Origin of the sequence: Leifsonia xyli (genome assembly GCA_001647635.1) — a bacterium.
Lineage (GTDB): Bacteria > Actinomycetota > Actinomycetes > Actinomycetales > Microbacteriaceae > Leifsonia > Leifsonia xyli_A.
In genome coordinates, this window is the sequence record CP014761.1 from 3,524,973 (window position 1) to 3,546,951 (window position 21,979).

Genomic DNA, 21,979 nt, shown 5'->3' on the forward strand with positions numbered 1-21,979 from the left:
TCAGCATCAGGGTGGAATCGGGGGTTATCCGGATAGCTCCTGGTTCCACCCGGCGCTTGACTGGATCCATGACCACCACTACCAGCAACCCGAACCTCGCCGCCGTGCCCGACCGCACGCTCAGCATCACCAGTTTCGCGCTCGGCATCGCGTCCATCGCCTTCGGCTGGACCCTGATCGCACCGATCGCCGGACTCGTCGTCGGCGTCATGGCGCTGAACCGGGAGCCCGCCGGCCGCACCTTCGCGATCTGGGGCATCGTCCTCAACGCGGTGATGCTCGCGGGCGTCGCGATCGGCCTCCTGTTCGCCGTCATCGGGCTCGGGATCGGGCTGGCGGCACTGCCGTTCGCCTGGATGTAAGTACCTCGGCGTTCCGTTACCTCGGTCGCAGGCTCCCTCGGCGCTGGGGTCGCGGCATCGCTCCGCGCTGCCCTGAGCTCCACCGCGCGCCTGGCTGTAAAACCACCTCCGCTGCGCGGCTGCGACAATGGGGGGATGGAACCATCCCCCCTCGTCCGGCCGCGCAGTTTCGTCGTCCGGGGACGCAAGACCGAGGCGCAGTCCCGCGCCATCGACGAGCTGTGGCCGACGTTCGGCCTCGAGTTCGACGGCTCGCCCCTCGACCTCGACGCCGCCTTCGGCCGCACGGCCCCGCGCGTCGTCGAGATCGGCTTCGGCAACGGGGAGAACCTGCTGACTCTGGCCGAGCGTCACCCCGACCGCGACTTCGTGGGCGTCGAGGTGCACGGCGCGGGCATCGGCCGCGTGCTCGGGGCGATGCGCGACCGGGGACTGACCAACATCCGGATCGTGCGCCACGACGCCGTCGAGGTCTTCGAGCGGGGGCTGGCCGCCGGGTCGATCGACGAGATCCTGATCTTCTTCCCCGACCCGTGGCCGAAGGCCCGGCACCACCGGCGTCGACTCATCCAGCCGGAGTTCGCACCGGTGCTGGCCCGCGCGCTCGCGCCGGAGGGCGTGCTCCGGCTCGCGACCGACTGGGAGCCCTACGCCGAGCACATGATCGAGGTGCTGGACGCCGAGCCCGCCCTGGTCAACCTCGCCGGCGCCGAGCACTACATCCCGCGTCCTGACGATCGCCCGGTGACCAAGTTCGAGCGTCGAGGCGAGCGCCTCGGCCATGCCATCTTCGACCTCGCGTACCGCCCCGTCCGCTGACGCCCCGGCCCCTCCTGCCCGGTCACCACGTCCCTCCCGAACCACGCGCGAGAGGGAGGAGAACGGACGCGACGCGCCGGCAGGATGCGACGAACGGAGGGGTTCGCACGAACACGTCCGCAGATCTCCTCCGTTCCGGACCTGCGCACCGCGGCGATCCCTAGGATGGGCGCATGACGCACGCCACGGTCGACGAGCTCCGGTCCGCTTTCGACGGAGGGCTCACCAAGCCGCTCGCCTGGCGGCTCGCCCAGCTGCGGGCGCTGCGCCGCATGCTCACCGAGCGCGCCGCCGAGTTCGAGGATGCGCTGCGCACCGATCTCGCCAAGAACCCGACCGAGTCGCAGATCGCCGAGCTCGGGTTCGTCGTCGGGGAGATCGACCACAGCCTGAAGCGTCTGCGCCGCTGGCTGCGTCCCCGCCGCGTCTCGGTGCCGGGCGCGCTGCTGCCCGCCCGCGCGTACACGATCCTGGAGCCGGTCGGCGTGGTCCTGGTCATCGCGCCGTGGAACTACCCCGTCCAGCTGCTGCTCGCCCCGCTCATCGGCGCGCTGGCCGCGGGCAACGCCGTCGTGCTGAAGCCGAGCGAGCTGGCGCCCGCGACCTCCGCGGCCATGGCCCGGCTCATCCCCGAGTACCTGGACTCCCGGGCCGTAGCTGTCGTCGAGGGCGGCGTCGAGGAGACCACCGACCTCCTCGCCCAGCGCTTCGACCACATCTTCTACACCGGCAACGGACGCGTCGGCCGCATCGTCGCAGCCGCCGCCGCGAAGAACCTCACCCCGGTCACGCTGGAGCTCGGCGGCAAGTCGCCGGTCTACGTCGACCGCACGGTCGATGTCGCGGCGGCCGCCCGGCGGATCGCGTGGGGCAAGTTCATGAACGCCGGCCAGACCTGCGTGGCCCCCGACTACGTGCTCGCCGACCGCGACGTCGCCCCACGGCTGGCGACCGCCCTGCGCGAGGCCGTGCGCGAGTTGTACGGCGACGACCCCGCGCAGAGCCCCGACTACGGCCGCATCGTCAACGACCGCCAGTTCGAGCGCCTGACCGGGATGCTCGGCTCCGGCACCGCGGCCGTCGGCGGCGACCACGACGCCCGCACCCGCTACCTCGGGCCGACCGTGCTGACGGATGTCGCGCCCGACTCGCCCGCGATGGCGGAGGAGATCTTCGGCCCGATCCTGCCCATCCTGCCGGTGGACGGGCTGGACGACGCGATCCGCTTCATCCGGTCCGGCGACAAGCCGCTCGCCCTCTACATCTTCACCTCGAGCGCGCGGACGCGCCGCCGCATCCTGACCGAGACGAGCTCCGGCGCGGTCGGCTTCGGGGTGCCCGCGGCGCACCTCGCGGTGGCCGGGCTGCCCTTCGGCGGGGTGGGGGAGAGCGGCGCGGGGGCCTATCACGGCGAGCGCTCGCTGCGGACGTTCAGCCACGAGAAGGCGGTGCTCAGCAAGCCGCTCAGCCCCGACACCCTGCAGCTGGTGTACCCGCCGTACACCGAGTCCAAGGACCGCTTCGCGCGCGGTCTGCTGCGCAAGCTGGGCTGATCGACATCGTGTACATGCGCACCCGGGAGGCCGGACAGTGAGTCCATCGGACGACGCCGACCCGGGGGTAGGCTCGGCACTGCCGGAGGCCACGAACTCCCGGCGACAGAAGCATGCCAACGCACGACGAGAGGCAACGGTGCCAACCGTGAACCCGACAGCAACCATCCCCGTGGTGACCGACGCGTCCGAGAACGTGTCGGACGTCCCCGCATCCAGCAGCGAGGGCCGACCCACCCGCATCGAGACCGACTCGCTCGGCGCGCGCGAGATCCCCGCCGAAGCGTACTGGGGCATCCACACGTCCCGCGCGCTCGAGAACTTCCCCATCGCGAAGCGCCCCATCTCGGTCTACCCCGACCTGATCGTCGCGCTCGCCAGCGTCAAGCAGGCCGCGGCCCGCGCCAACCTCGAGATCGGCGTCCTGGAGCCGCACAAGGCCGAGCTGATCGACCGCGCCTGCCAGCTCATCATCGAGGGCGGGTTCCACGACCAGTTCGTCGTCGGCGTCATGCAGGGCGGCGCCGGCACCTCCACGAACATGAATGCCAACGAGGTCATCGCGAACATCGCGCTCGAGCTCGACGGCCACCCGAAGGGCGACTACGCCCACCTCCACCCGATCGACGACGTCAACCGCAGCCAGAGCACCAACGACACCTACCCGACGGCCATCAAGATCGGCCTCACCTTCGCGCTCAGCCACCTGCTGGACGAGCTCGCTCTGCTGCGCGACTCGTTCGCGCACAAGGCGGACGAGTTCCGCAACATCCTCAAGGTCGGCCGCACGCAGCTGCAGGATGCGGTTCCCATGACTCTCGGGCAGGAGTTCCACGGGTTCGCCACCACCCTGACCGAGGACCACGCCCGCCTCACCGAGACCAAGTGGCTGCTCGCCGAGATCAACCTCGGCGCGACCGCGATCGGCACGGGCATCACCGCCGACCCCGGGTACGCCGCCGCGGCCGTCCGCCATCTCAACGCCATCACAGGGCTCAACCTCGAGACGGCCCCCGACCTCATCGAGTCGACCAGCGACGCCGGTGCGTTCATGTCGTTCTCCGGCTCGCTCAAGCGCAGCGCGATCAAGCTGTCGAAGATCTGCAACGACCTGCGCCTGCTGTCCTCCGGTCCGCAGGCGGGTCTCGGCGAGATCAACCTCCCGGCGCGTCAGGCCGGCTCCAGCATCATGCCCGGAAAGGTCAATCCGGTCATCCCGGAGGTCGTCAACCAGGTCGCCTTCTCGGTCGCCGGCGCGGACGTCACGGTCACCATGGCGGCGGAGGGCGGCCAGCTGCAGCTCAACGCGTTCGAGCCGGTCATCGCGCACTCCCTGCTGCAGAGCATCACGTGGATGGCGCAGGCCTTCCGCACCCTCCGGATCAACTGCGTCGACGGCATCACCGCGAACGAGGAGCGCCTCGGCGCGATGGTCGGCTCGTCGGTCGGCGTGATCACCGCCCTCACGCCGCACATCGGCTACGCGGCCGCGGCCGCGCTCGCCAAGTCGGCGCTGCTCACCGGCCACAATGTGGCCGACCTGGTGGTCGAGGCGAAGCTGATGAGCCGGGAGGAGGTCACCCGGCTGCTGTCGCCGGCACGCCTGAGCGGTCTGGAGACGATCACCACGGCCATCCCCGTGGTCGAGGCCGACGCGATCGCGGAGGCGCGCCAGGAGGGCGAGTAGCCGGACTACTCGGGCAGCCGCGGACCCTGTTCGCCCGGCTCCGTGCCGGTCACCTCTTCGGTGCTGACCGGCACGGTGCTGACGTACACGTAGACCGCCTCGGGCGGGATGTCGCGGCTGTGCGAGAACGCGTAGACGTCGAGCACGGCGGCGCCTCCCAACGATGAGGGCAAACGGACACGTGACGGCGGGGCGTCGCCGAGCGACGGGGCGGTGAGCACGGTCTCCTCGCCGTCATCCGAGATCAGCACGCAACGCAGCATCGACGACCCTGAGCGCTGGTAGGTCATGGGGAGAACCTTATTCCCCGCGCGCCGGTCCTCGCGATCCACCGACCGGGGGCGGAACGCTCAGTCGGCCTCTCGCGCCTCCGCCTCGCGGAACAGCGCGATCATGTCGCGCCCGAGCTGGTGCGGCGCGGTCTCGCACGGGCTGTGCCCGGTCCGGTAGACCGCCAGCCGTGCCCGGAGCGCCTGCGCGTTGGCGGCGTGCAGGTGGGTCGGCCAGAGGTCGTGATCGCCGGTCGCCACCAGGATCGGGATGCCGGTCGCCGCGACCCGGGCCCGCACATCCGGGACGTTCTTCATCAGGCCGACGATGTCGTCCACGCTGGAGCGGCGGGTCAGGGCGAACCGCGACTGCACGAACGCGAGACGGCTGTCGGACACCCGGTTCTTGTTGGTCGTGATGCCCCAGATCATCAGGGATGCGCCGATGTGGGGCGTGGCCACCCAGCTCAGCGGTCCGATGATCCGCACGCCGCGGAACGACTGTCCGGGCTCGGGCGGCGCGGTCAGCAGAGTGAGCGACCGGAAGAGCTCGGGATGCGTCACCAGCGCCAGCTGCGCCAGGATCCCCGCGAACGAGTAGCCGAGCACGTGCGCCGGGCCGCCGTCGCGCAGGAAGGCCACCACGTCCCCGGTCAGGAGCGGGTAGGTGTACTTCTCGCCCGGGGGCGGGCCGGCCTCGGCGGACTCGTACTGTCCGGCGAGGTCGAAGCTCTGCACGTAGTACCCGGCGGCGACCAGGATAGGCGCGAGCAGGTAGAAGTCCTCCTTCGAGCCGGTCACGCCCGGGATGAGGACCACGCGGGGGTCCTCCGGGTCGCCGAGCGCCGCGACGGCCAGCTCTCCGCTGGGCGACGCGAACCGCGAGAACACGGTTCCGACCGGCGCGATGGACCAGTCGATGTCGGGCAGCGCCGCGTCGAGGCGCTCCGCCTCGTCGCCGCCGCCCGTGACGGGTCGCCGCTCTCCGATGGACACGAGGCTACGCTAGACCACCCGGGTGCCCCGGCGCGCGTCATGTGACGCGGCAGAACGTGGTGAGGGAGCCGATCCCGCCGATGGAGACGGTGACGGTCGACCGGTCGCGCAGGAAGACCGGCGGTGTACGCGAGTAGCCGGCGCCGCCCGGGCTGCCGGTCGAGATCAACGTTCCCGGCGGGATGGTCGCCGAGCGCGAGAGGAACTCGATGAGCTCGGGAACACTGCGGACCATGTCGGCGGTGGAGGCGTCCTGCAGGATCGCGCCGTCGACATTGGTCGTGAGCCACAGGTCCTGCGGGTCGGGGATCTCGTCGGCGGTGACCACGACGGGGCCGGTCGGCGTGAAGCCATCGAACGACTTGCAGCGCGCCCACTGCGCCTCGGAGAACTGCAGGTCCCGGGCGGTGATGTCGTTGACGACGGTGTAGCCCCAGACGTAGTCGAGCGCGTCGCGCACCGGCACGTTGCGGGCGGGCTTGCCGATGATGACGCCGAGCTCCGCCTCGTAGTCGACCTGGGTGGAGAGGTCGGCGGGCCAGGAGGTGGTGCTTCCGTGGCCGGTGAGGGAGTTGGGCCACAGGTTGAAGACGGTCGCCGCCTTCTCGGTGCGCAGCTTCAGCTCGGAGGCGTGGGCGGCGTAGTTCGCTCCGATCGCGATGACGTGCGGCGGCCGCAGCACGGCCGACGCGTGGCGGAGCTCGTGCACGGACGGCAGCTCGACTCCGGCGGCCTCCGCCTCGGCGACGACGCCGCGCACCTCGGCCAGCCCCTCGTCTCCGCGCTCGATGAGGTCTTGCAGGTCTCGCGGCGGCCGGTCCATCACCTGGTCGAGGAAGAGGGCGCCGTCGCCGAGGACGGCGGCCAGGCGGGGATGGGGATCGGCGGCGCTGCTGAGGTGCGAGAATCTCACCGATCTAGGCTATCGGGCTTCGGTGTGGGCGGCCGAATCAGGCCACCGCTCCAGGCGCCCCACGCTCCTCTTCGCTCAGCCGCCGGCGCCGGGCGGTGCGACGCCGCCACGGGGACTGCTCGGGGAGGTGCATGGCGAGCGTCGTGTACGCCCAGCGGAGACGCCGGCCGAAGCCGTTCCAGGTCGAGAACGGCCGCGCGGAGATGCCGACCGTGAGCCGGTCGTCGTACCGGACGATCGTGGCCAGATCGAGGTGGAACGACAGGTCGAGATCGTCGTGGATGTCGCTCCGATCGCGGTGCACGCGCTCGCGCGCATCCCACCACACCTCGCGGCGCATCGCGAAGTTGGAGCCGAAGATCGGCGGGTTGCCGAGCCACACATCCATCGACCAGAAGTAGCCGCCGATGTAGAGCACCTGGCCGAGCCCGGCGACGACCGCGTTGCCGTCGTAGAACACCCCGCGCCCGGTGAGGACGCCGACCTCGGGGGAGTCGACCAGCTCCGCCTCGATGTGCATTAGCCAGTCGGCCGGGGGCCGCGAATCGGCGTCGAGCCGGGCGATGATGTCGCCGGTGGCGGCGTCGTAGCCCGCCGAGGCCGCAGGCCAGATGCCGCGGGTCGGCTGCTCGATCACGCGGGCTCCGGCGGCGCGGGCGACCTCCGGCGTGTCGTCGGTGCTCCCGTTGTCGACGACGACGATCTCGTCCGCCGGCCGCAGCTGCGCCGCGAGAAGCGCCAGACAGCGGGCGAGCATCTCGGAGTCGTCCAGCACGGGGATGACGACGGACACGGTGGGCACGTTTGGATCCTATGCGCGCGGTGAGGCCCAGAGGTGCAGACCCGCGTAGCTGCGCCACGGCGCCCACCGCGTGCCGTACTCCGCCAGGGCCCGCGGCTCGGCGGGGAGCCCGAGCCGGGCGGCGCCCTGCCGCAGCGCCAGGTCGCCGGTGAGCAGGATGTCGGGGCTGCCGAGCACCCGCAGCGCGATGTATCCGGCCGTCCACGGTCCGATCCCCGGCAGCGCAAGCAGCCGCTGCTCGAGGTTGTCGCGGGACTCGCCCACGTCGATGGTCAGGGTGCCGTCCGCGAGCGCCTCCGCGACGCCGACGATCGCGTCGATGCGCCGCGCCGGCCCCCGGAGCACCTCGTGCCCGCGTTCGGCGATCGCCGCGGCGGTGGGGAAGAGTCGCGTGAAGGAGGCGTGACCGCCGGGCGCGGCGAGGTCGATGGGCTCTCCGAGCGCGTCCGTCAGCCGAGTCAGCGACGTGCGCGCCGCCGCGACCGACACCTGCTGCCCGATCAGAGCGCGGAAGACGATCTCCTCCGGATCCACCGCACCGGGCAGCCGGAGGCCCGGAGTCGCGGCCACGCTCGGCGCGAGCGCCGGGTCGGCGGCGAGGACGGCGTCGATCGCCTCGGCGTCGGCGTCCAGGTCGAGCAGCCGGCGCACGCGGGCGACGAGCGGGGCGAGGTCGGCGACGTCCGCGAGCGCGGCGTCGCACTGGACGGCCGGCGCGTCGGGTGTCCCGGTCGGGATGAGGCGGACGGCGGCGGGGCCGTGCGGGAGGCGCAGCGCGCGGGCGTAGCCGGGTCCGGTCGTGGCCTCCACCCCCGCGATCGCGCGGGCGCCCAGGAACCCGAGCACTGAGTCCGCGTCGAAGGGCGCCCGGGCGGGCAGCCGCAGGCTCAGTGTCACGGCGCCCTCGGCCCGGTGGGCACCGGCGGCGGGGGAGCGGCGGGCGGATGCGCGGAGCGCTCCGGGCGTGAGCCGGTAGACCTCGGCGATCGTCTCGTTGAACTGGCGGACGCTGTTGAACCCGGCGGCGAACGCGACGTCGGTGATCGGGAGGTCGCTGCCGACGAGGAGCAGCCGTGCGGTCTGTGCCCGGTGGGCGCGGGCGAGGGCGAGCGGGCCGGCGCCCAGCTCCGCGGTCAGCACCCGGCCCAGGTGGCGCGGCGTGTAGCCGAGCCGTCGCGCGAGTCCGGGCACGCCCTCCCGCTCGACCGTGCCGTCGGCGATCAGTCGCATGGCGCGGGCCGCGAGGTCGTCTCGCGCGTTCCACTCGGGCGACCCGGGGACGGCGTCCGGCAGGCAGCGCTTGCAGGCCCGCAGCCCGGCCTCGTGGGCGGCGGCGGCGGTCAGGTAGAAGGTGACGTTGCCCGGCTTCGGCGTGACCGCGGGGCAGCTCGGGCGGCAGTAGATGCCGGTGGTGTGGACGCCGGTGATGAACTGGCCGTCGAACCGCGCGTCGCGGGCGCTCATCGCGCGGTAGCGCTCGGCGAAAACCGGGTCGGCGAGCTTCGCGTCGCCTGCGGATGCCGTGCGCTCGATCGTGCTCATACGTCCATCCTGACGCCCGCCGCCGACATCCGATAGCGGAAATCGGACATGAGCGCAGGACGGCTAGCCTGAGGACATGGACGTTCTGGACTGGCTCTCGGCGGCGCTCGGCGAGGAGGCCCTCGCCGCCGGCGTGCTCACGACCGACCCGGCGCTTCTCGACGCCGCCCGCACCGATCGCTCCGGGTGGGTCGCGCCGGGGGCGCCGCGGGCCATCGTGACCGCGCGCTCCGTCGAGCACGTGCAGGCCACGCTGCGGGCGGCGAGCGAGTTCCGCGTCCCCGTCGTCCCCCGTGGCGCCGGCACCGGGCTCGCCGGCGGCGCCAACGGCACCGAGGGGTCGCTGGTGCTCGACGTCTCCGGCATGAACCGCATCCTCGAGATCTCCGCCGAGGATCAGCTCGCGGTGGTGCAGCCGGGCGTCATCAACAGCGACCTCAACGCCGCGCTGGAGCCGTTCGGGCTGTTCTTCGCGCCCGACCCGGCCAGCAAGGCGATCTCGACCGTCGGTGGCAACATCGCGACCAACGCCGGCGGCCTGCTGTGCGCCAAGTACGGCGTGACCCGGGAGGCGGTGCTCGGCCTCACCGTGGTGCTCGCCGACGGCCGCGTCGTCCGCACCGGGCACCGCACCGTCAAGGGCGTCACCGGCTACGACCTGACCGCCCTCTTCGTCGGCTCGGAGGGCACGCTCGGCGTGATCGTCGAGGCGACGGTGCGCGTGCAGCCGATCCCGCCGGGCGAGCCGGTGACCCTCGGCGCCCTGTTCCCGGATGTCCGGACGGCCGCGCAGGCGTCCGCGCGGATCACCGCCGCGCAGCTGCGCCCGGCCGTCATGGAGCTGCTCGACGCCCCGTCGCTGGAGCGCATCGCGGCCTACCTCGGCGAGGAGCGCATCCAGGAGGCGTTCGGCGCGAGCAGCGGGGCCGCCTACCTCATGGTGCAGTTCGACGGCGCCACCGCGGCGTTGGATGCGACGGCCGCGGGCGAGCTGCTGGCGGAGACCGGCGGGACGGTCCGCGTCGCCGCCGACGCCGAGGAGGGGGAGCGCCTGCTCGCCCTGCGTCGCGCGTTCCACCCGGCGCTCGCGACGAGCGGCGAGGTCCTGATCGAGGACGTCGCGGTGCCGCGCTCGCGCATGCCCGAGATGTTCGCGGCGATCGAGCGCATCTCGGAGAAGTACGGCATCCCGATCCCGACCGTCGCGCACGCCGGCGACGGCAACCTCCACCCCAACTTCGTCTACAGCGGCGACGAGGTGCCGCCGGCGGTGTGGGATGCGGCGAACGACCTGTTCCGGACCGCGATCGAGCTCGGCGGCACGCTCACCGGCGAGCACGGCGTCGGCGTGCTGAAGCGCCGCTGGCTGGCGGACGAGGTCGGACCCGACTCGTACGAGCTTCAGGTCAAGCTCAAGTCGGTCTTCGATCCGCTGGGCATCCTCAACCCGGGCAAGGTCTTCGGGCACTAGAACCGCGCGGGAGGAGTCCGCTGAACAGTCCCCTTAACGGACTCGACCCCCGGTGGTGCGGCGATGCCTGCAGCTCTCCCGGGGGAACGAGTTATGGCTTAAAGGATGCCCCCGGCCCGCCACGAGCGCAACCCCGAATCCGCGGTGCGCGGTCAGCGAACGGGGTTTCCCGAATCGCCTCGCTCGCGGTTGGATGGTGGACATGGCAGAGAACACCAACCAGAAGCCCGAGGTCGACGCCCCCGAGGGCCCGGCCCCCGAGACGCTCGAGATCGTCGACATCGTCGAGGGCACCGGCCCGGAGGCGACCCCCGGCTCCAAGGTCGACGTGCACTACCTCGGCGTCGAGTACGAGACCGGCGAGGAGTTCGACTCCTCGTGGAGCCGCGGGCAGTCGATCAACTTCCCCCTGAACAACCTCATCAAGGGCTGGCAGGACGGCATCCCGGGCATGAAGGTCGGCGGGCGCCGCAAGCTCACCGTCCCGCCCGCGCAGGCGTACGGTCCGGCCGGTGGCGGTCACCCGCTGTCGGGCAAGACCCTGATCTTCGTGATCGACCTGCTCGGCGTCAGCTGAGCCGACACCTCGCGAACAGAAGCGCTCCCCCGGATTGATCCGGGGGAGCGCTTCGCCGTTCGGCCGGTCAGAGCGCCGCCGGCTCCATCCGGGTCGGGATGGCGATCCGGTTCCACACGTTGATGGTGGCGATGGCGAGGAGCAGGTTGGCGAGGCCGTCCTCGCCGAACTCGGCCAGCGCACGCGCGTAGAGATCGTCGGAGACGCCGCCCTCGTGGATCAGCGTGACCGTCTCCGTCAGCTCGAGCGCCACCCGCTCGCGGTCGGTGAACCACGGCGACTCGCGCCACGTCGTCACGGCGAACACCTTGCGCAGCGGCACCCCGCGGCCCTGGAGGTCGACCGAGTGCATGTCGACGCAGTAGGTGCAGCCGTTGATCTGGGAGGCGCGGAGCTTGATGAGGTCGCCGAGCGGCTCCTCGACGGCGCCGCCGACATAGCCGTCGAGGTTGACGACCTTGCGGTAGCCCTCCGGGGCCAGGGATGAGATCTGGATTCGTTCTGTCATGACCTCTACGCTAAGAAGCGGATCGGCTCGGTGTAAGCGCCAATCCGACGTAATCCGATCAGACCATTTCGGGAGCATCCTGGACCTTCACGTCGCCATCGGCGGTCGCGGCGACCGCGCCGACCGCATCTACCGGCAGCTGCGGGATGCGGTGCTCGACGGCCGCCTGCGCCGCGGCGAGCGGCTGCCCGCGACCCGCGAGCTCGCGGAGCGGCTGCAGGTGTCGCGCTCGACGGTCTCGACCGCCTACGAACGGCTCACCGCCGAGGGCTACCTGGAGGGTCGGGTCGGCGCCGGGACGTTCGTCGCGTACACCGCCGCCCCCGTCGCCGACGGCCGGCCCAAGCGCCGCAGCGCCGCGCGCCCCGCTCCCGGCTGGCGCGACCTCGACGATCCGCTCTGGACCGAGCCGCGGCCGATCGCATACGACTTCAGCGTCGGCTCGCCCGATCCCGCCCTCTTCCCGCTCGACACGTGGCGCGGCTACGTAGCCGCCGAACTGCGCGGCGGCTTCCCGCGCTCGTCGGGGTACGGCGATCCGGCGGGAGTGGAGCGGCTGCGCGCCGGCATCGCGCGTCACCTCGGCGTCGCGCGGTCGGTGGAGGCCGGCCCCGCGGATGTGGTGGTCACCAGCGGCGCCCAGCAGGCGTTCGACCTCCTCGCCCGCGTGCTGCTGCGCCCGGGCGACGCCGTCGCGATGGAGGACCCCGGCTACCCGCCGGTCCGCCAGTTGTTCGAATTGGCCGGCGCGCGCGTGGTGCCGGTGCCGGTGGACGAGCACGGCCTCCGCGTCGACCTGCTGCCGCCCGCGCGGCTCGTGTACGTGACGCCGTCGCACCAGTTCCCGCTCGGCGGTGTGCTGCCCCTGGAGCGCCGGGTGGCGCTGCTGGACTGGGCTGCTCGCCACGACGCGGTCGTGGTGGAGGACGACTACGACAGCGAGTTCCGCTTCGGTGCGCGTCCGCTCGACCCGCTCCAGCGGCTGGATGCGGAGGGCCGCGTCGTCTACGTGGGCACCTTCTCGAAGACCATGGCCCCCGCCCTCCGCCTCGGGTTCGTCGTCGCGCCGCCCGCCCTGCTCGCCGCGATCCGCCACGCGAAGCGGCTGACGGACTGGCACAACGACACCGTGACGCAGCGGGCGATGGCGCGCCTGCTCGACTCCGGGGGCTTCGCCCGCCACGTGCGCACCGCGACCCGCGTCTACGCCGAAAGGCACGCGGTGCTCGAGGAGGCCGTCGGCGCGCTCGCGCCCGACCTGCGGCTGGTCCCGTCGGCGGCCGGGCTGCACCTGGCGGTCCTCCAGGCCGAGACGGGTTCGTTCGACGCGCGTCGTGTCGCCGAGCGGGCGGCGGTCGCGGGTGTCGCGGTGCAGCCGGTGTCGCGGTTCCGCGTCGCGGCGCAGGGCGCCCCGGACGGTCTCCTGCTCGGGTTCGGCGGCATCCCGGCGGCGCAGATCCCGGACGGGCTCCGCATCCTCGTGGAGGCGATCGCCCGCGAGCGCGTCGGGCGCGGCGATCATCTCCGGATCTGACCGCGCCGATCCGAGCCTCGCCGACAACGTGCCCGGCGAGTAGCGTGGGCCCATGCCGATCGAAGACGTGTTCCTGCACGGCACTCCCATCTGGGTGGACCTGCAGAGCCCCGACCAGCCCGCCGCCGCCACCTACTACCGCGAGCTGTTCGGCTGGGACGTCGGGCCTGCGCTCGCCGAGACCGGCCACTTCTCGCTGGCCCGCGCGCGTGGCGTCGCTGTCGCCGCGCTCGGGCCGCTCCCGTCGGAGGACGTGCCCACCATGTGGACCGTGTACTTCGCCGTCGACGACCTGCCGGCGGCCGCGAGCGCTGCGGTCGACGCCGGCGGGACCGTGCTGCTGGAGCCGTCGGAGACGGTCCCGGGCATCCACCTGTCGATCGTCCAGGATCCGGCCGGTGCGGTGTTCGGCCTGTGGCAGCTGAAGGAGTCGAACGAGCCGTGGCTGCGCGACGAGCCGGGCGCCGTCGACTGGCTGGAGCTGGTCGCACCCGATCCCGCGTCGACGTTCGCGTTCTATGAGAGCGTGCTGGGCGTCGGAGTGAGCGAGATGCGCGTGGGGGAGGAGCCGTACGGGCTGTTCGACGTCGGGGACACCAGCGTCGCGGGCGCCTACCGGTCCGATGGCGCCGACGCCGCCGCCTGGCTGGTGTACTTCAACGTCGCCGACCTCGACGCGGCCGTGGTGCGCGCGACCGAGCTCGGCGGCACCCTGCGCACCGAGCCGAATGCGGCGCCGGGCGTCGGCCGCTGGGCCGAGGTCGTCGACCCGCAGGGCGCCGTCTTCTCCCTTCTGGAGCCGGAGCCCGAGCCCGTCTGAACGCCCTCCGGCACCCGACGGCTCTGGTAGACTCTTCCAGTTGCCGTCGAACGGCCGCGGATCAAGAGAGCCCAGGCATACGGCCCCGGGCACCGCGCAACGAGTAGGAAGGGGATCCCTCTATGGCACTGGATGCAGACGTCAAGAAGGCGATCATCGAAGAGTACGCTACCCACCCCGGTGACACCGGATCCCCCGAGGTCCAGGTCGCGATCCTGACCAAGCGGATCAAGGATCTCACCGAGCACCTCAAGGAGCACAAGCACGACCACCACTCGCGTCGTGGCCTGCTTCTGCTGGTCGGTCAGCGTCGCCGTCTGCTGGGTTACCTGGCGGACATCGACATCAGCCGTTACCGCTCGCTCATCGAGCGTCTCGGACTGCGTCGATAATTCGACCGCGAACTTCTTCACGACGGGCCGTCACCTCCGGGTGGCGGCCCGTTCTGTTTGCGCGCACTCGTTCGCGCGGACTCTTGGCAGCGGCTTTACAGCGCTGTATGGTGTGACGCACGCCACGACTCGAAGGGGAGTTCTCGTCATGCGTCATACGTCACGACCGATCCTCGCCGCGCTTACAGCGCTGGCGCTGGCTGTCGGCATCCCAGCGCTCGCGGCGCCGGCCTCGGCCGCACCAGCGGCTGCCCGGCCCGCACCTGCCGCCAGCGCGACCTACAGCAACCCACTCGACCTCGAACTCGGGAACGGCAAGCGTGCCGAGCAGTGCGCCGACCCCGACGTGATCCGGTCGCAGAGCCCGACGGATCCGGCCTGGTACCTCTACTGCACCCGCGACGTCATCGACTCGTCGCTGCGCAACCCGGACGGCTCCCTCGTCTTCTCGAGCATCCCGACCTACCGTTCCACCGACCTGGTGCACTGGACCTTCGTGCGGGAGGCGCTGCCCACCCGTCCCGCGTGGATCGGGAACGGCGACATGTGGGCGCCGGACGTCGCGTACGTGGGCGGCCGCTACCTGCTGTACTACACGGCGACCAACACGGTGACGCCGGGCGGCGGCTCCGCGATCGGCGTCGCGACGAGCGACAGCCCCGCGGGACCGTGGACGGACTCCGGCGGCCCGGTCGTCGAGCCGATGCCGTCCCCGGGCAACACCGACCCGAACGACCGCCGCTGGGTCTACGACCCTGAGTTCCTCTCCGTCGGCGGCACCAACTACCTGTACTTCGGCAGCTACTACGGCGGCCTCTCGGTACGCACGGTGAGCGCCGACGGCCTGCACTCCGACCCGGCCAGCCAGGTGCAGGTCGCCATCCCGAACCGATACGAGGGGACGCATGTCGTCCAGCACGGCGGCTACTTCTACCTGCTCGGCTCGGCGACGAACTGCTGCAACGGCCCGCTGACCGGCTACGGCGTCTTCGCCGGCCGTTCGACGTCGCCGACCGGACCCTTCGTCGACCGCACGGGGGCGTCCTTCCTCGACTCGCGCGTCGGGGGTACGCCCGTCCTGCACCAGAACGGCAACCGCTGGGTCGGGCCGGGTCACGTGACCAGCACCGTCGACGCCGCCGGCCAGGAGTGGATGCTCTACCACGCGGTCGATCGCACCGACCCGTACGTCGCGGGCGGCGGCACCTACACCAAGCGTCCGGTGCTCATGGATCCGCTCGACTGGAAGGACGGCTGGCCCGTCGTCCGTGGGGGAGCGGGGCCGTCCGACAGCCCGCAGCCCGCGCCGGTCGTCACCGCCGGGCAGCCGGCCGCCTACCATCCTGCGTTCGTCGGTCCGCCCGCGCGCGGGCCGAAGCTCCCCGCCTTCTCCGACGAGTTCGGCGGCCACGCGATGGATCCGGCCTGGACCTGGATCCGCGACCCCGGCCCGGCGACCCGATCCGTCTCGGGCGGCGTGCTGAACTGGCAGATGCAGGCGGCCGACCTCGGTCCCGATGCGGGCGCCGCCGGTCTGCCGGTGCGCGCCCTCCCGGCCGGCGACTACACCGTCGAGACCCGCGTGAAGACGACGGTCCCACGCGACGGCTGCTGCCAGAACTACGCGCAGGGCGGCCTCGTGATCTACCAGGACGACGCGAACTTCGTGAAGCTCGCCGTCACCTCCATCTGGGAGACCCGGCAGACCGAGTTCGGCAAGCGCGAGACGCCCGAGGGCCCCGGTTACCCGGGCTACGGCAACTCGGTCGGGGGACCCGTCGGCGAGTGGACAACGCTGCGGCTCACCCGCACGCACACGGCCACCGAGAACGTCTACACCGCGACCACGAGCAGGGACGACGGAGCGACCTGGGACACCGCCGGCACCTGGACGACGCCGCTGGCCGCGACCCCGCCGCGGCTCGGACTCGTGTCGATGGCGGCCGCCGGCTTCACGACGACGTTCGACTACGTCCGCGTCTACGGGGCGCCGCGCGGCCACGGCGGCTAGCGCGAGGTGCCGGTGCGCCCGGGCTCAGCGGTCCTTCGGATCGGAGCCCGGGCGCACCGTCGCGTCGTCCCGGATGTCGATGCGGCGGCGGCCGTCCTCGCCCTCGGACACGTCGATCCGGGGGTCGGCATCGCTCTCGTCGGCGGCAGGCGCGGTGGTCAGCTGATCGGCGCGGTCGTCACGTTCGGTCATGCCCCGAGCCAACCGCGCCGCGTTCGTCAGGGCAAGGGCCTGGACGCGGTCGGCTCCTTCTCGCGCGACCGCCCCGCGAGCGCCCGGTCGATCAGCGTGGTGGCGACCAGGGCCGACGCCACCAGCGCGATCCCGATCGTGACGCCCACCAGCCCCAGGAACGGGGACGCAAGCGGCAGCAGCAGGACCAGGCCGATCGCGACGCCGGTCTTGAGCGGCCGGATGACGACCTCGTCCACCAGCGGCGCGTGCAGGATGTACAGCATCAGCAGGAAGACGGCCACGGGCACGGCGATCGCGTACTCGACCGCCGTCTCCGACGTGTGCGCGTCCGCCGCGCCCGCCTGCACCGCGACCTCGAGCCCCGCCCGAGCGCCGCGAGGGACGCGAAGACGAAGTAGTGCCCGTACCCCCAGTAGAACGACCTCCCACGCTTGCTGCTCAGCCCCTCGGCCGCCGGCTCCAGGAAGTACAGCCACCACAGCGCGAACAGCAACACCAGCCCGGCGGAGGCGATCCAGACCAGGGAGGCCGAGAATCCGCTCGTCGCCAGCGCCTGCTGGACGCCGACCGCCGACGCCGACACCGATTCTCCGAGCACGATGATCGTGAACAGCCCGTACCGCTCGGCGATGTGATGCGGGTGCCACGACGTCATCCCGGTCCGCTCCGCCCACAACGGCACCGCCAGCTCCAGCGCCACGCCGACGGGGAAGAGCCAGACCGCGCTGTGCGGGGGGAGGAACCCCCACGCCACCCACAGCACCTGCACCACCGCGATGCCGCCCGCATAGCGGAACGCCGTGCGCCGCCCGGCCGGGTCCTCGATGCCCGCGCGGAGCCACTGCCCGACCAGCGCCAGCCGCATGATCAGGTAGCCGACGATGATCGCCGTGAAGTTCTCCTCGTCGAACGCCGCGGGCACGCCCGCGGCCAGCACCAGCACGCCGCCCATCTGCACGAGCGTCATCAGCCGGTACGGCACGTCATCGGTGTCGTAGGCCGAGGCGAACCAGGTGAAGTTCATCCACGCCCACCAGATCGCGAAGAACACCATGAGGTAGAAGGGCAGTCGTTCGAGCACCTGGCCCGCCTCGCTCGCATGTGCCAGCTGTCCGGCGACCTGGGCGATGGCCACGACGAACGTCAGGTCGAAGAGCAGCTCCAGGGGACTGGAGACGCGGTGCCGCTCGTCGGTGGAACGCCCGGTCATCGGGATGCGGAACGCACTGGTCATGTGCGCCAGCATAGGAGGATGCGCCGTCGTGCCGTGCTGCCCATCCTGACCGCCGTGTATCTGCTCGCGGTCGCGGTGATCACACTGGATCCGCGGCCACCGGCTCCGGCAGGAAACCCGCTGCTGCGCGCCCTGCTGCGGGCGGTGTCGTCGCTGCCCGGGTTCGGCTGGGTGGACTACGACGTGGCGGAGTTCACGGTGAACATCCTGCTGTTCGTCCCGATGGGGGTGCTGTTCACCCTGCTGCTCGGCGCCTGGCGGTGGTGGCTTGTCGTCGGCATCGGCGTCGTCGCGACCCTGGTCATCGAGTTCGTGCAGCTCTTCCTCCCCGCGCGGGTGAGCGATCCGCGCGACCTGGCGGCCAACACGCTCGGGACGCTGCTCGGCGTCGCGGTCGTCGTCCTCGGTCGTAGGGTGGCCGCGTGGAGACGGTGACCAAGGAGCGGGAGGACGCGCCCGCGCGCTTCTTCGAGGCGGAGGCCGCGGGGCTCGAATGGCTCGCCGCGGCGGAGCCCGAAGGCGGTGCCCGCGTCGTGCGCGTCGCCTCGGTGGGGCCCGGCTGGATCGAGCTGGAGCGCATCCACGCGGCGCGGCCGACCCGGGAGGCGGCGCGGTCGTTCGGGGCGGCGCTCGCCGCGACGCACGCGGCAGGCGCGTCGGCCTTCGGCGCCCCGCCCGAGGGATGGGACGGCCCGCTGTTCATCGGCCGGCGCCCGCTGCCGGTCGCCCACGAGACGAGCTGGGGACGCTTCTACGCGCGCGACCGCGTCCTCCCGTACCTCGACATCGCGGTGGAGGCGGGCACCGTCACCTCGGCGCAGCTGCCGGTGATCCGCCAGGCGGTCGACCGCGTGGACGCGGGGGAGTTCGACGACGACGAGCCGCCCGCGCGCCTCCACGGCGACCTCTGGAACGGCAACCTGCTGTGGGATGCGCGGGGCGCCGTGCTCATCGACCCCGCGGCGCACGGCGGCCACCGGGAGACCGACCTCGCGATGCTGGCGCTGTTCGGCGCGCCGTTCCTGGACGACATCGCCGCCGGATACGAGGGCGCCCGGCCGCTTCGCACGGGCTGGCGCGACCGCATCCCGCTGCACCAGCTCCACCCGCTGGCGGTGCACGCGGCCGGCCATGGACCGTCGTACGGGCACGCGCTCGCCGACGCCGCGCGGGCGACCCTCGCCCTCTGACGGCCGCCGACTGGTAGGATTGACGAGGTCGGCCGTGCGCCGACATTCCAACTCAATACCGAGAAGGAACCCGGAGCAGGCTGGCAGGAGCTGGTCCTCGGTGGTGGTATCCGGATGCGAGACAGTGCTGAAGAGGCGTCGCAACCGTGTATTTCTACTGATGGCCAGACGGGCTCAGCCCACGCACCCGCATGGGATGCCGCGTACACAGAACGTGTCGAACTGCCTGTTCCTGCTCCTTGGATGAAGTCGCGTCCACACGGGACCGCGACGTTAAACAAAGGAGACAGACCTCTTGGAAGGTCCTGAGATCAAGTTCGCCGAAGCCGTCCTCGACAACGGCCGCTTCGGCACCCGCACCGTCCGGTTCGAGACCGGACGCCTCGCCCAGCAGGCGCAGGGCGCCGTCGCCGCCTACCTCGACGAGGAGACCATGCTGCTGAGCGCCACCAGCGCCAGCAAGCACCCGAAGGACAACTTCGACTTCTTCCCGCTGACGGTCGACGTCGAGGAGCGCTCGTACGCCGCCGGAAAGATCCCCGGCTCGTTCTTCCGGCGCGAGGGCCGCCCCTCGACCGAGGCGATCCTGGTCTGCCGTCTGATCGACCGCCCCCTGCGCCCGTCGTTCGTCGACGGCCTCCGCAACGAGGTGCAGATCGTCATCACCGTCCTGAGCATCGCTCCGGACGAGTTCTACGACGCGCTCGCCATCAACGCGGCCAGCGCCTCCACCCAGATCTCCGGTCTGCCGTTCTCCGGCCCGATCGCCGGTGTGCGCCTCGCGCTCATCCCCGGCAACGGCCAGCACGAGGACCAGTGGATCGCGTTCCCGAAGGCCTCGCAGCTCGAGGAGGCCGTGTTCGACCTCGTCGTCGCGGGCCGCGTCCTCACCAACGAGGACGGCTCCGAGGGCGACGTCGCGATCATGATGGTCGAGGCCGAGGCCACCGAGAACAGCTGGAACCTCATCCAGGGTGGCGCCGTGAAGCCGAGCGAGGAGGTCGTCGCCCAGGGTCTGGAGGCGGCCAAGCCGTTCATCCGCGAGCTCGTAGGCGCGCAGAACGTGCTCGCGCAGCAGTCCGCCAAGGCGATCGCCGACTACCCGGTGTTCCTGCCCTACTCGCAGACCACGTACGACAACGTCGCCGGCCTCGCCTACGACGAGCTCGTCAACGTGTACCAGATCGCCGACAAGGTCGAGCGCCAGAACGCCGACGACGCCCTCAAGGAGCGCGTCAAGGCGGCCCTCGCCGAGAAGGTGGAGGCGGGTGTCCTCGAGCCTGAGGTCCTCACCCAGTTCTCCGCGGCGTACAAGTCCGTATCGAAGGTCGTCATGCGCGGCCGTGTGCTGCGCGAGGGCATCCGTATCGACGGTCGCGGTCTGACCGACATCCGTCCGCTCGACGCCGAGGTGCAGGTCATCCCGCGCGTCCACGGTTCGGCGATCTTCCAGCGCGGCGAGACCCAGATCCTGGGCGTCACCACGCTGAACATGCTCAAGATGGAGCAGCAGATCGACTCGCTGTCGCCGGTCACCAAGAAGCGCTACCTGCACCACTACAACTTCCCGCCCTACTCGACCGGTGAGACCGGCCGCGTGGGTTCGCCGAAGCGTCGCGAGATCGGGCACGGCTTCCTCGCCGAGCGCGCGCTCGTGCCGGTGCTGCCGAGCCGCGAGGAGTTCCCGTACGCGATCCGTCAGGTGTCCGAGGCGCTCAGCTCCAACGGCTCCACCTCGATGGGCTCCGTCTGCGCCTCGACCCTGTCGCTGCTGAACGCCGGTGTGCCGCTGCGCGCCCCGGTCGCCGGCATCGCCATGGGCCTGATCTCCGACGTCGTCGACGGCGAGACCCGCTACGCGGCGCTCACCGACATCCTGGGCGCCGAGGACGCGCTCGGCGACATGGACTTCAAGGTCGCCGGAACCAGCGAGTTCGTCACCGCGATCCAGCTCGACACGAAGCTCGACGGCATCCCGTCGTCGGTGCTCGCCGGCGCGCTGACCCAGGCGAAGGACGCCCGCACCACCATCCTGAGCGTGCTCAACGCCGCGATCGACCGTCCGGACGAGATGGCCCCGACCGCGCCGCGCGTGATCTCGGTCCAGATCCCGGTCGACAAGATCGGCGAGCTGATCGGCCCGAAGGGCAAGACGATCAACGCGATCCAGGACGAGACCGGCGCCGAGATCTCCATCGAGGAGGACGGCACCGTCTACATCGGCGCCACCGACGGCCCTTCGGCCGAGGCGGCCCGTGCCCAGGTGAACGCGATCGCGAACCCCACCAACCCGGAGGTCGGCGAGCAGTTCCTCGGAACCGTCGTCAAGATCGCCGCGTTCGGTGCGTTCGTCTCGCTGCTCCCGGGCAAGGACGGCCTGCTGCACATCTCCGAGGTCCGCAAGCTCGCCGGTGGCAAGCGCGTGGAGAACGTGGAGGACGTGCTCGGGGTCGGCCAGAAGATCCTGGTCGAGATCACCAAGATCGACGACCGCGGAAAGCTGTCGCTCGCGCCGGTGATCGCCGAGGAGGGCGCCGAGGCTCCGGCCGAGGCAGCCCCCGTGGAGGCTCCCGCCGAGGCGTAACGCTCTCGCACCACGAAGGCCGCGTCGACTCCCGGGTCGGCGCGGCTTTCGCGTCTTAAGCGTCGCGCGTGAGGAGCGGTCGCAGGCGGTAGGGGATGAGCTCGCCCATGTCGAGCGAGGTCTCGGCCCGGTCGACGCCCTCCGTGGACTGGATGATTCCGGTGATCCGGAACAGGTCCTCCGCATCCACGCACACCACCCGCAGCAGTAGGTCGGACGGGCCGGAGAGCCCGTGCGCCTGCACGATCTCGGGGATCGCGGCCAGGCTCTCCACGACCTCCGCCAGCCGCTGCTGCTGCACGTGCACGTTGACGAAGGCCGCCAGCGGGTACCCCGCCAGCCGTGCCGAGATCCGGCGTTCGAACGACAGGAAGGCGCCGCTCCGCTCCAGCTCGGCGACGCGCGCCTGCACGGTGTTCCGGCTGAGTCCGAGGCGGTCGGCGAGCGACACGTTGGTCGATCGCGGGTCGTCCGCGAGCGCCAGGAGGATGCGTCGGTCGGTCTTGTCGAAGCTGCGCAT

Annotated in this window: 19 protein-coding genes and 2 pseudogenes; 13 read left to right on the forward strand and 8 right to left on the reverse strand. The window is 71.6% G+C overall.

Features of this window, described 5'->3' with window-relative positions; all coding sequences use genetic code 11:
• The first annotated feature begins 68 nt into the window (after positions 1-68).
• From A0130_17285 to aspA, 4 genes are all read left to right on the forward strand, one after another.
• Positions 69-362, forward strand: coding sequence for a hypothetical protein (locus A0130_17285; protein ANF33178.1), 294 nt, complete (start codon positions 69-71; stop codon positions 360-362).
• 135 nt (positions 363-497) lie between these two features.
• Positions 498-1,181, forward strand: coding sequence for a tRNA (guanine(46)-N(7))-methyltransferase (locus A0130_17290; GenBank protein ID ANF33179.1), 684 nt, complete (start codon positions 498-500; stop codon positions 1,179-1,181).
• Between the two features lie 173 nt (positions 1,182-1,354).
• Positions 1,355-2,734 (forward strand): aldehyde dehydrogenase, encoded by a 1,380-nt coding sequence (locus A0130_17295; protein ANF33180.1) that lies wholly within the window; start codon positions 1,355-1,357, stop codon positions 2,732-2,734.
• Between the two features lie 175 nt (positions 2,735-2,909).
• Positions 2,910-4,421, forward strand: a complete 1,512-nt coding sequence (gene aspA, locus A0130_17300; GenBank protein ID ANF33518.1) for an aspartate ammonia-lyase — start codon at positions 2,910-2,912, stop codon at positions 4,419-4,421.
• Positions 4,422-4,426: 5 nt separating this feature from the next.
• On the opposite strand, the gene A0130_17305 is transcribed toward aspA, so the two are convergent.
• Genes A0130_17305 through A0130_17325 form a run of 5 tightly spaced genes read right to left on the reverse strand, consistent with a single transcriptional unit; the run spans position 4,427 to position 8,943 of the window.
• Complete coding sequence (locus A0130_17305) at positions 4,427-4,711, reverse strand: hypothetical protein (GenBank protein ID ANF33181.1); 285 nt, start codon at positions 4,709-4,711, stop codon at positions 4,427-4,429.
• A gap of 60 nt (positions 4,712-4,771) precedes the next feature.
• Positions 4,772-5,686, reverse strand: coding sequence for an alpha/beta hydrolase (locus A0130_17310; GenBank protein ANF33182.1), 915 nt, complete (start codon positions 5,684-5,686; stop codon positions 4,772-4,774).
• A gap of 37 nt (positions 5,687-5,723) precedes the next feature.
• Positions 5,724-6,599 (reverse strand): 2-hydroxyhepta-2,4-diene-1,7-dioate isomerase, encoded by an 876-nt coding sequence (locus A0130_17315; protein ANF33183.1) that lies wholly within the window; start codon positions 6,597-6,599, stop codon positions 5,724-5,726.
• A gap of 37 nt (positions 6,600-6,636) precedes the next feature.
• Positions 6,637-7,401 carry a hypothetical protein gene (locus A0130_17320; GenBank protein ANF33184.1) on the reverse strand — a complete coding sequence of 255 codons (765 nt, stop codon included), beginning with the start codon at positions 7,399-7,401 and terminating at the stop codon, positions 6,637-6,639.
• Positions 7,402-7,410: 9 nt separating this feature from the next.
• A complete protein-coding gene (locus A0130_17325; GenBank protein ANF33185.1) occupies positions 7,411-8,943 on the reverse strand; it encodes an AraC family transcriptional regulator in 1,533 nt (510 codons plus the stop codon).
• Positions 8,944-9,019: 76 nt separating this feature from the next.
• On the opposite strand from A0130_17325, the gene A0130_17330 reads away from it, so the two are divergent.
• Together A0130_17330 and A0130_17335 are read left to right on the forward strand one after the other, a co-directional pair.
• Positions 9,020-10,414, forward strand: coding sequence for an FAD-linked oxidase (locus A0130_17330; protein ID ANF33186.1), 1,395 nt, complete (start codon positions 9,020-9,022; stop codon positions 10,412-10,414).
• A gap of 202 nt (positions 10,415-10,616) precedes the next feature.
• On the forward strand, positions 10,617-10,991 hold the full coding sequence (locus A0130_17335; protein ANF33187.1) for a peptidylprolyl isomerase: 375 nt from the start codon (positions 10,617-10,619) through the stop codon (positions 10,989-10,991).
• A 67-nt stretch (positions 10,992-11,058) separates the two neighbouring features.
• Here the strand turns inward: A0130_17335 and A0130_17340 are convergent, their stop codons facing one another.
• Positions 11,059-11,499 (reverse strand): alkylhydroperoxidase, encoded by a 441-nt coding sequence (locus A0130_17340; GenBank protein ANF33188.1) that lies wholly within the window; start codon positions 11,497-11,499, stop codon positions 11,059-11,061.
• Between the two features lie 79 nt (positions 11,500-11,578).
• On the opposite strand from A0130_17340, the gene A0130_17345 reads away from it, so the two are divergent.
• The 4 genes and pseudogenes from A0130_17345 to A0130_17360 all read left to right on the forward strand — a co-directional run bounded on the left by A0130_17345 (position 11,579) and on the right by A0130_17360 (position 16,232).
• Positions 11,579-13,033 carry a GntR family transcriptional regulator gene (locus A0130_17345; GenBank protein ID ANF33519.1) on the forward strand — a complete coding sequence of 485 codons (1,455 nt, stop codon included), beginning with the start codon at positions 11,579-11,581 and terminating at the stop codon, positions 13,031-13,033.
• A 52-nt stretch (positions 13,034-13,085) separates the two neighbouring features.
• Entirely contained in the window at positions 13,086-13,853 is a 768-nt protein-coding gene (locus A0130_17350; GenBank protein ID ANF33189.1) for a hypothetical protein, read from the forward strand.
• 122 nt (positions 13,854-13,975) lie between these two features.
• The gene (locus A0130_17355; protein ID ANF33190.1) at positions 13,976-14,245 is read left to right on the forward strand and encodes a 30S ribosomal protein S15; all 270 of its coding nucleotides are present in this window, start codon (positions 13,976-13,978) and stop codon (positions 14,243-14,245) included.
• Between the two features lie 208 nt (positions 14,246-14,453).
• Positions 14,454-16,232: pseudogene (locus A0130_17360) on the forward strand (arabinan endo-1,5-alpha-L-arabinosidase).
• A gap of 242 nt (positions 16,233-16,474) precedes the next feature.
• Here the strand turns inward: A0130_17360 and A0130_17365 are convergent.
• A pseudogene (locus tag A0130_17365) lies at positions 16,475-17,697 on the reverse strand (low temperature requirement protein A).
• Between the two features lie 6 nt (positions 17,698-17,703).
• Between A0130_17365 and A0130_17370 the strand changes: the two are divergent.
• The 3 genes from A0130_17370 to A0130_17380 all read left to right on the forward strand — a co-directional run bounded on the left by A0130_17370 (position 17,704) and on the right by A0130_17380 (position 21,459).
• Positions 17,704-18,120, forward strand: coding sequence for a hypothetical protein (locus A0130_17370; protein ID ANF33191.1), 417 nt, complete (start codon positions 17,704-17,706; stop codon positions 18,118-18,120).
• Positions 18,117-18,875, forward strand: a complete 759-nt coding sequence (locus A0130_17375; protein ID ANF33192.1) for a fructosamine kinase — start codon at positions 18,117-18,119, stop codon at positions 18,873-18,875. Before A0130_17370 ends, A0130_17375 begins: the two co-directional genes overlap by 4 nt.
• Positions 18,876-19,170: 295 nt before the next feature.
• Positions 19,171-21,459, forward strand: coding sequence for a polyribonucleotide nucleotidyltransferase (locus A0130_17380; GenBank protein ANF33193.1), 2,289 nt, complete (start codon positions 19,171-19,173; stop codon positions 21,457-21,459).
• Between the two features lie 55 nt (positions 21,460-21,514).
• On the opposite strand, the gene A0130_17385 is transcribed toward A0130_17380, so the two are convergent.
• A complete protein-coding gene (locus A0130_17385) occupies positions 21,515-21,979 on the reverse strand; it encodes an AsnC family transcriptional regulator (protein ID ANF33194.1) in 465 nt (154 codons plus the stop codon).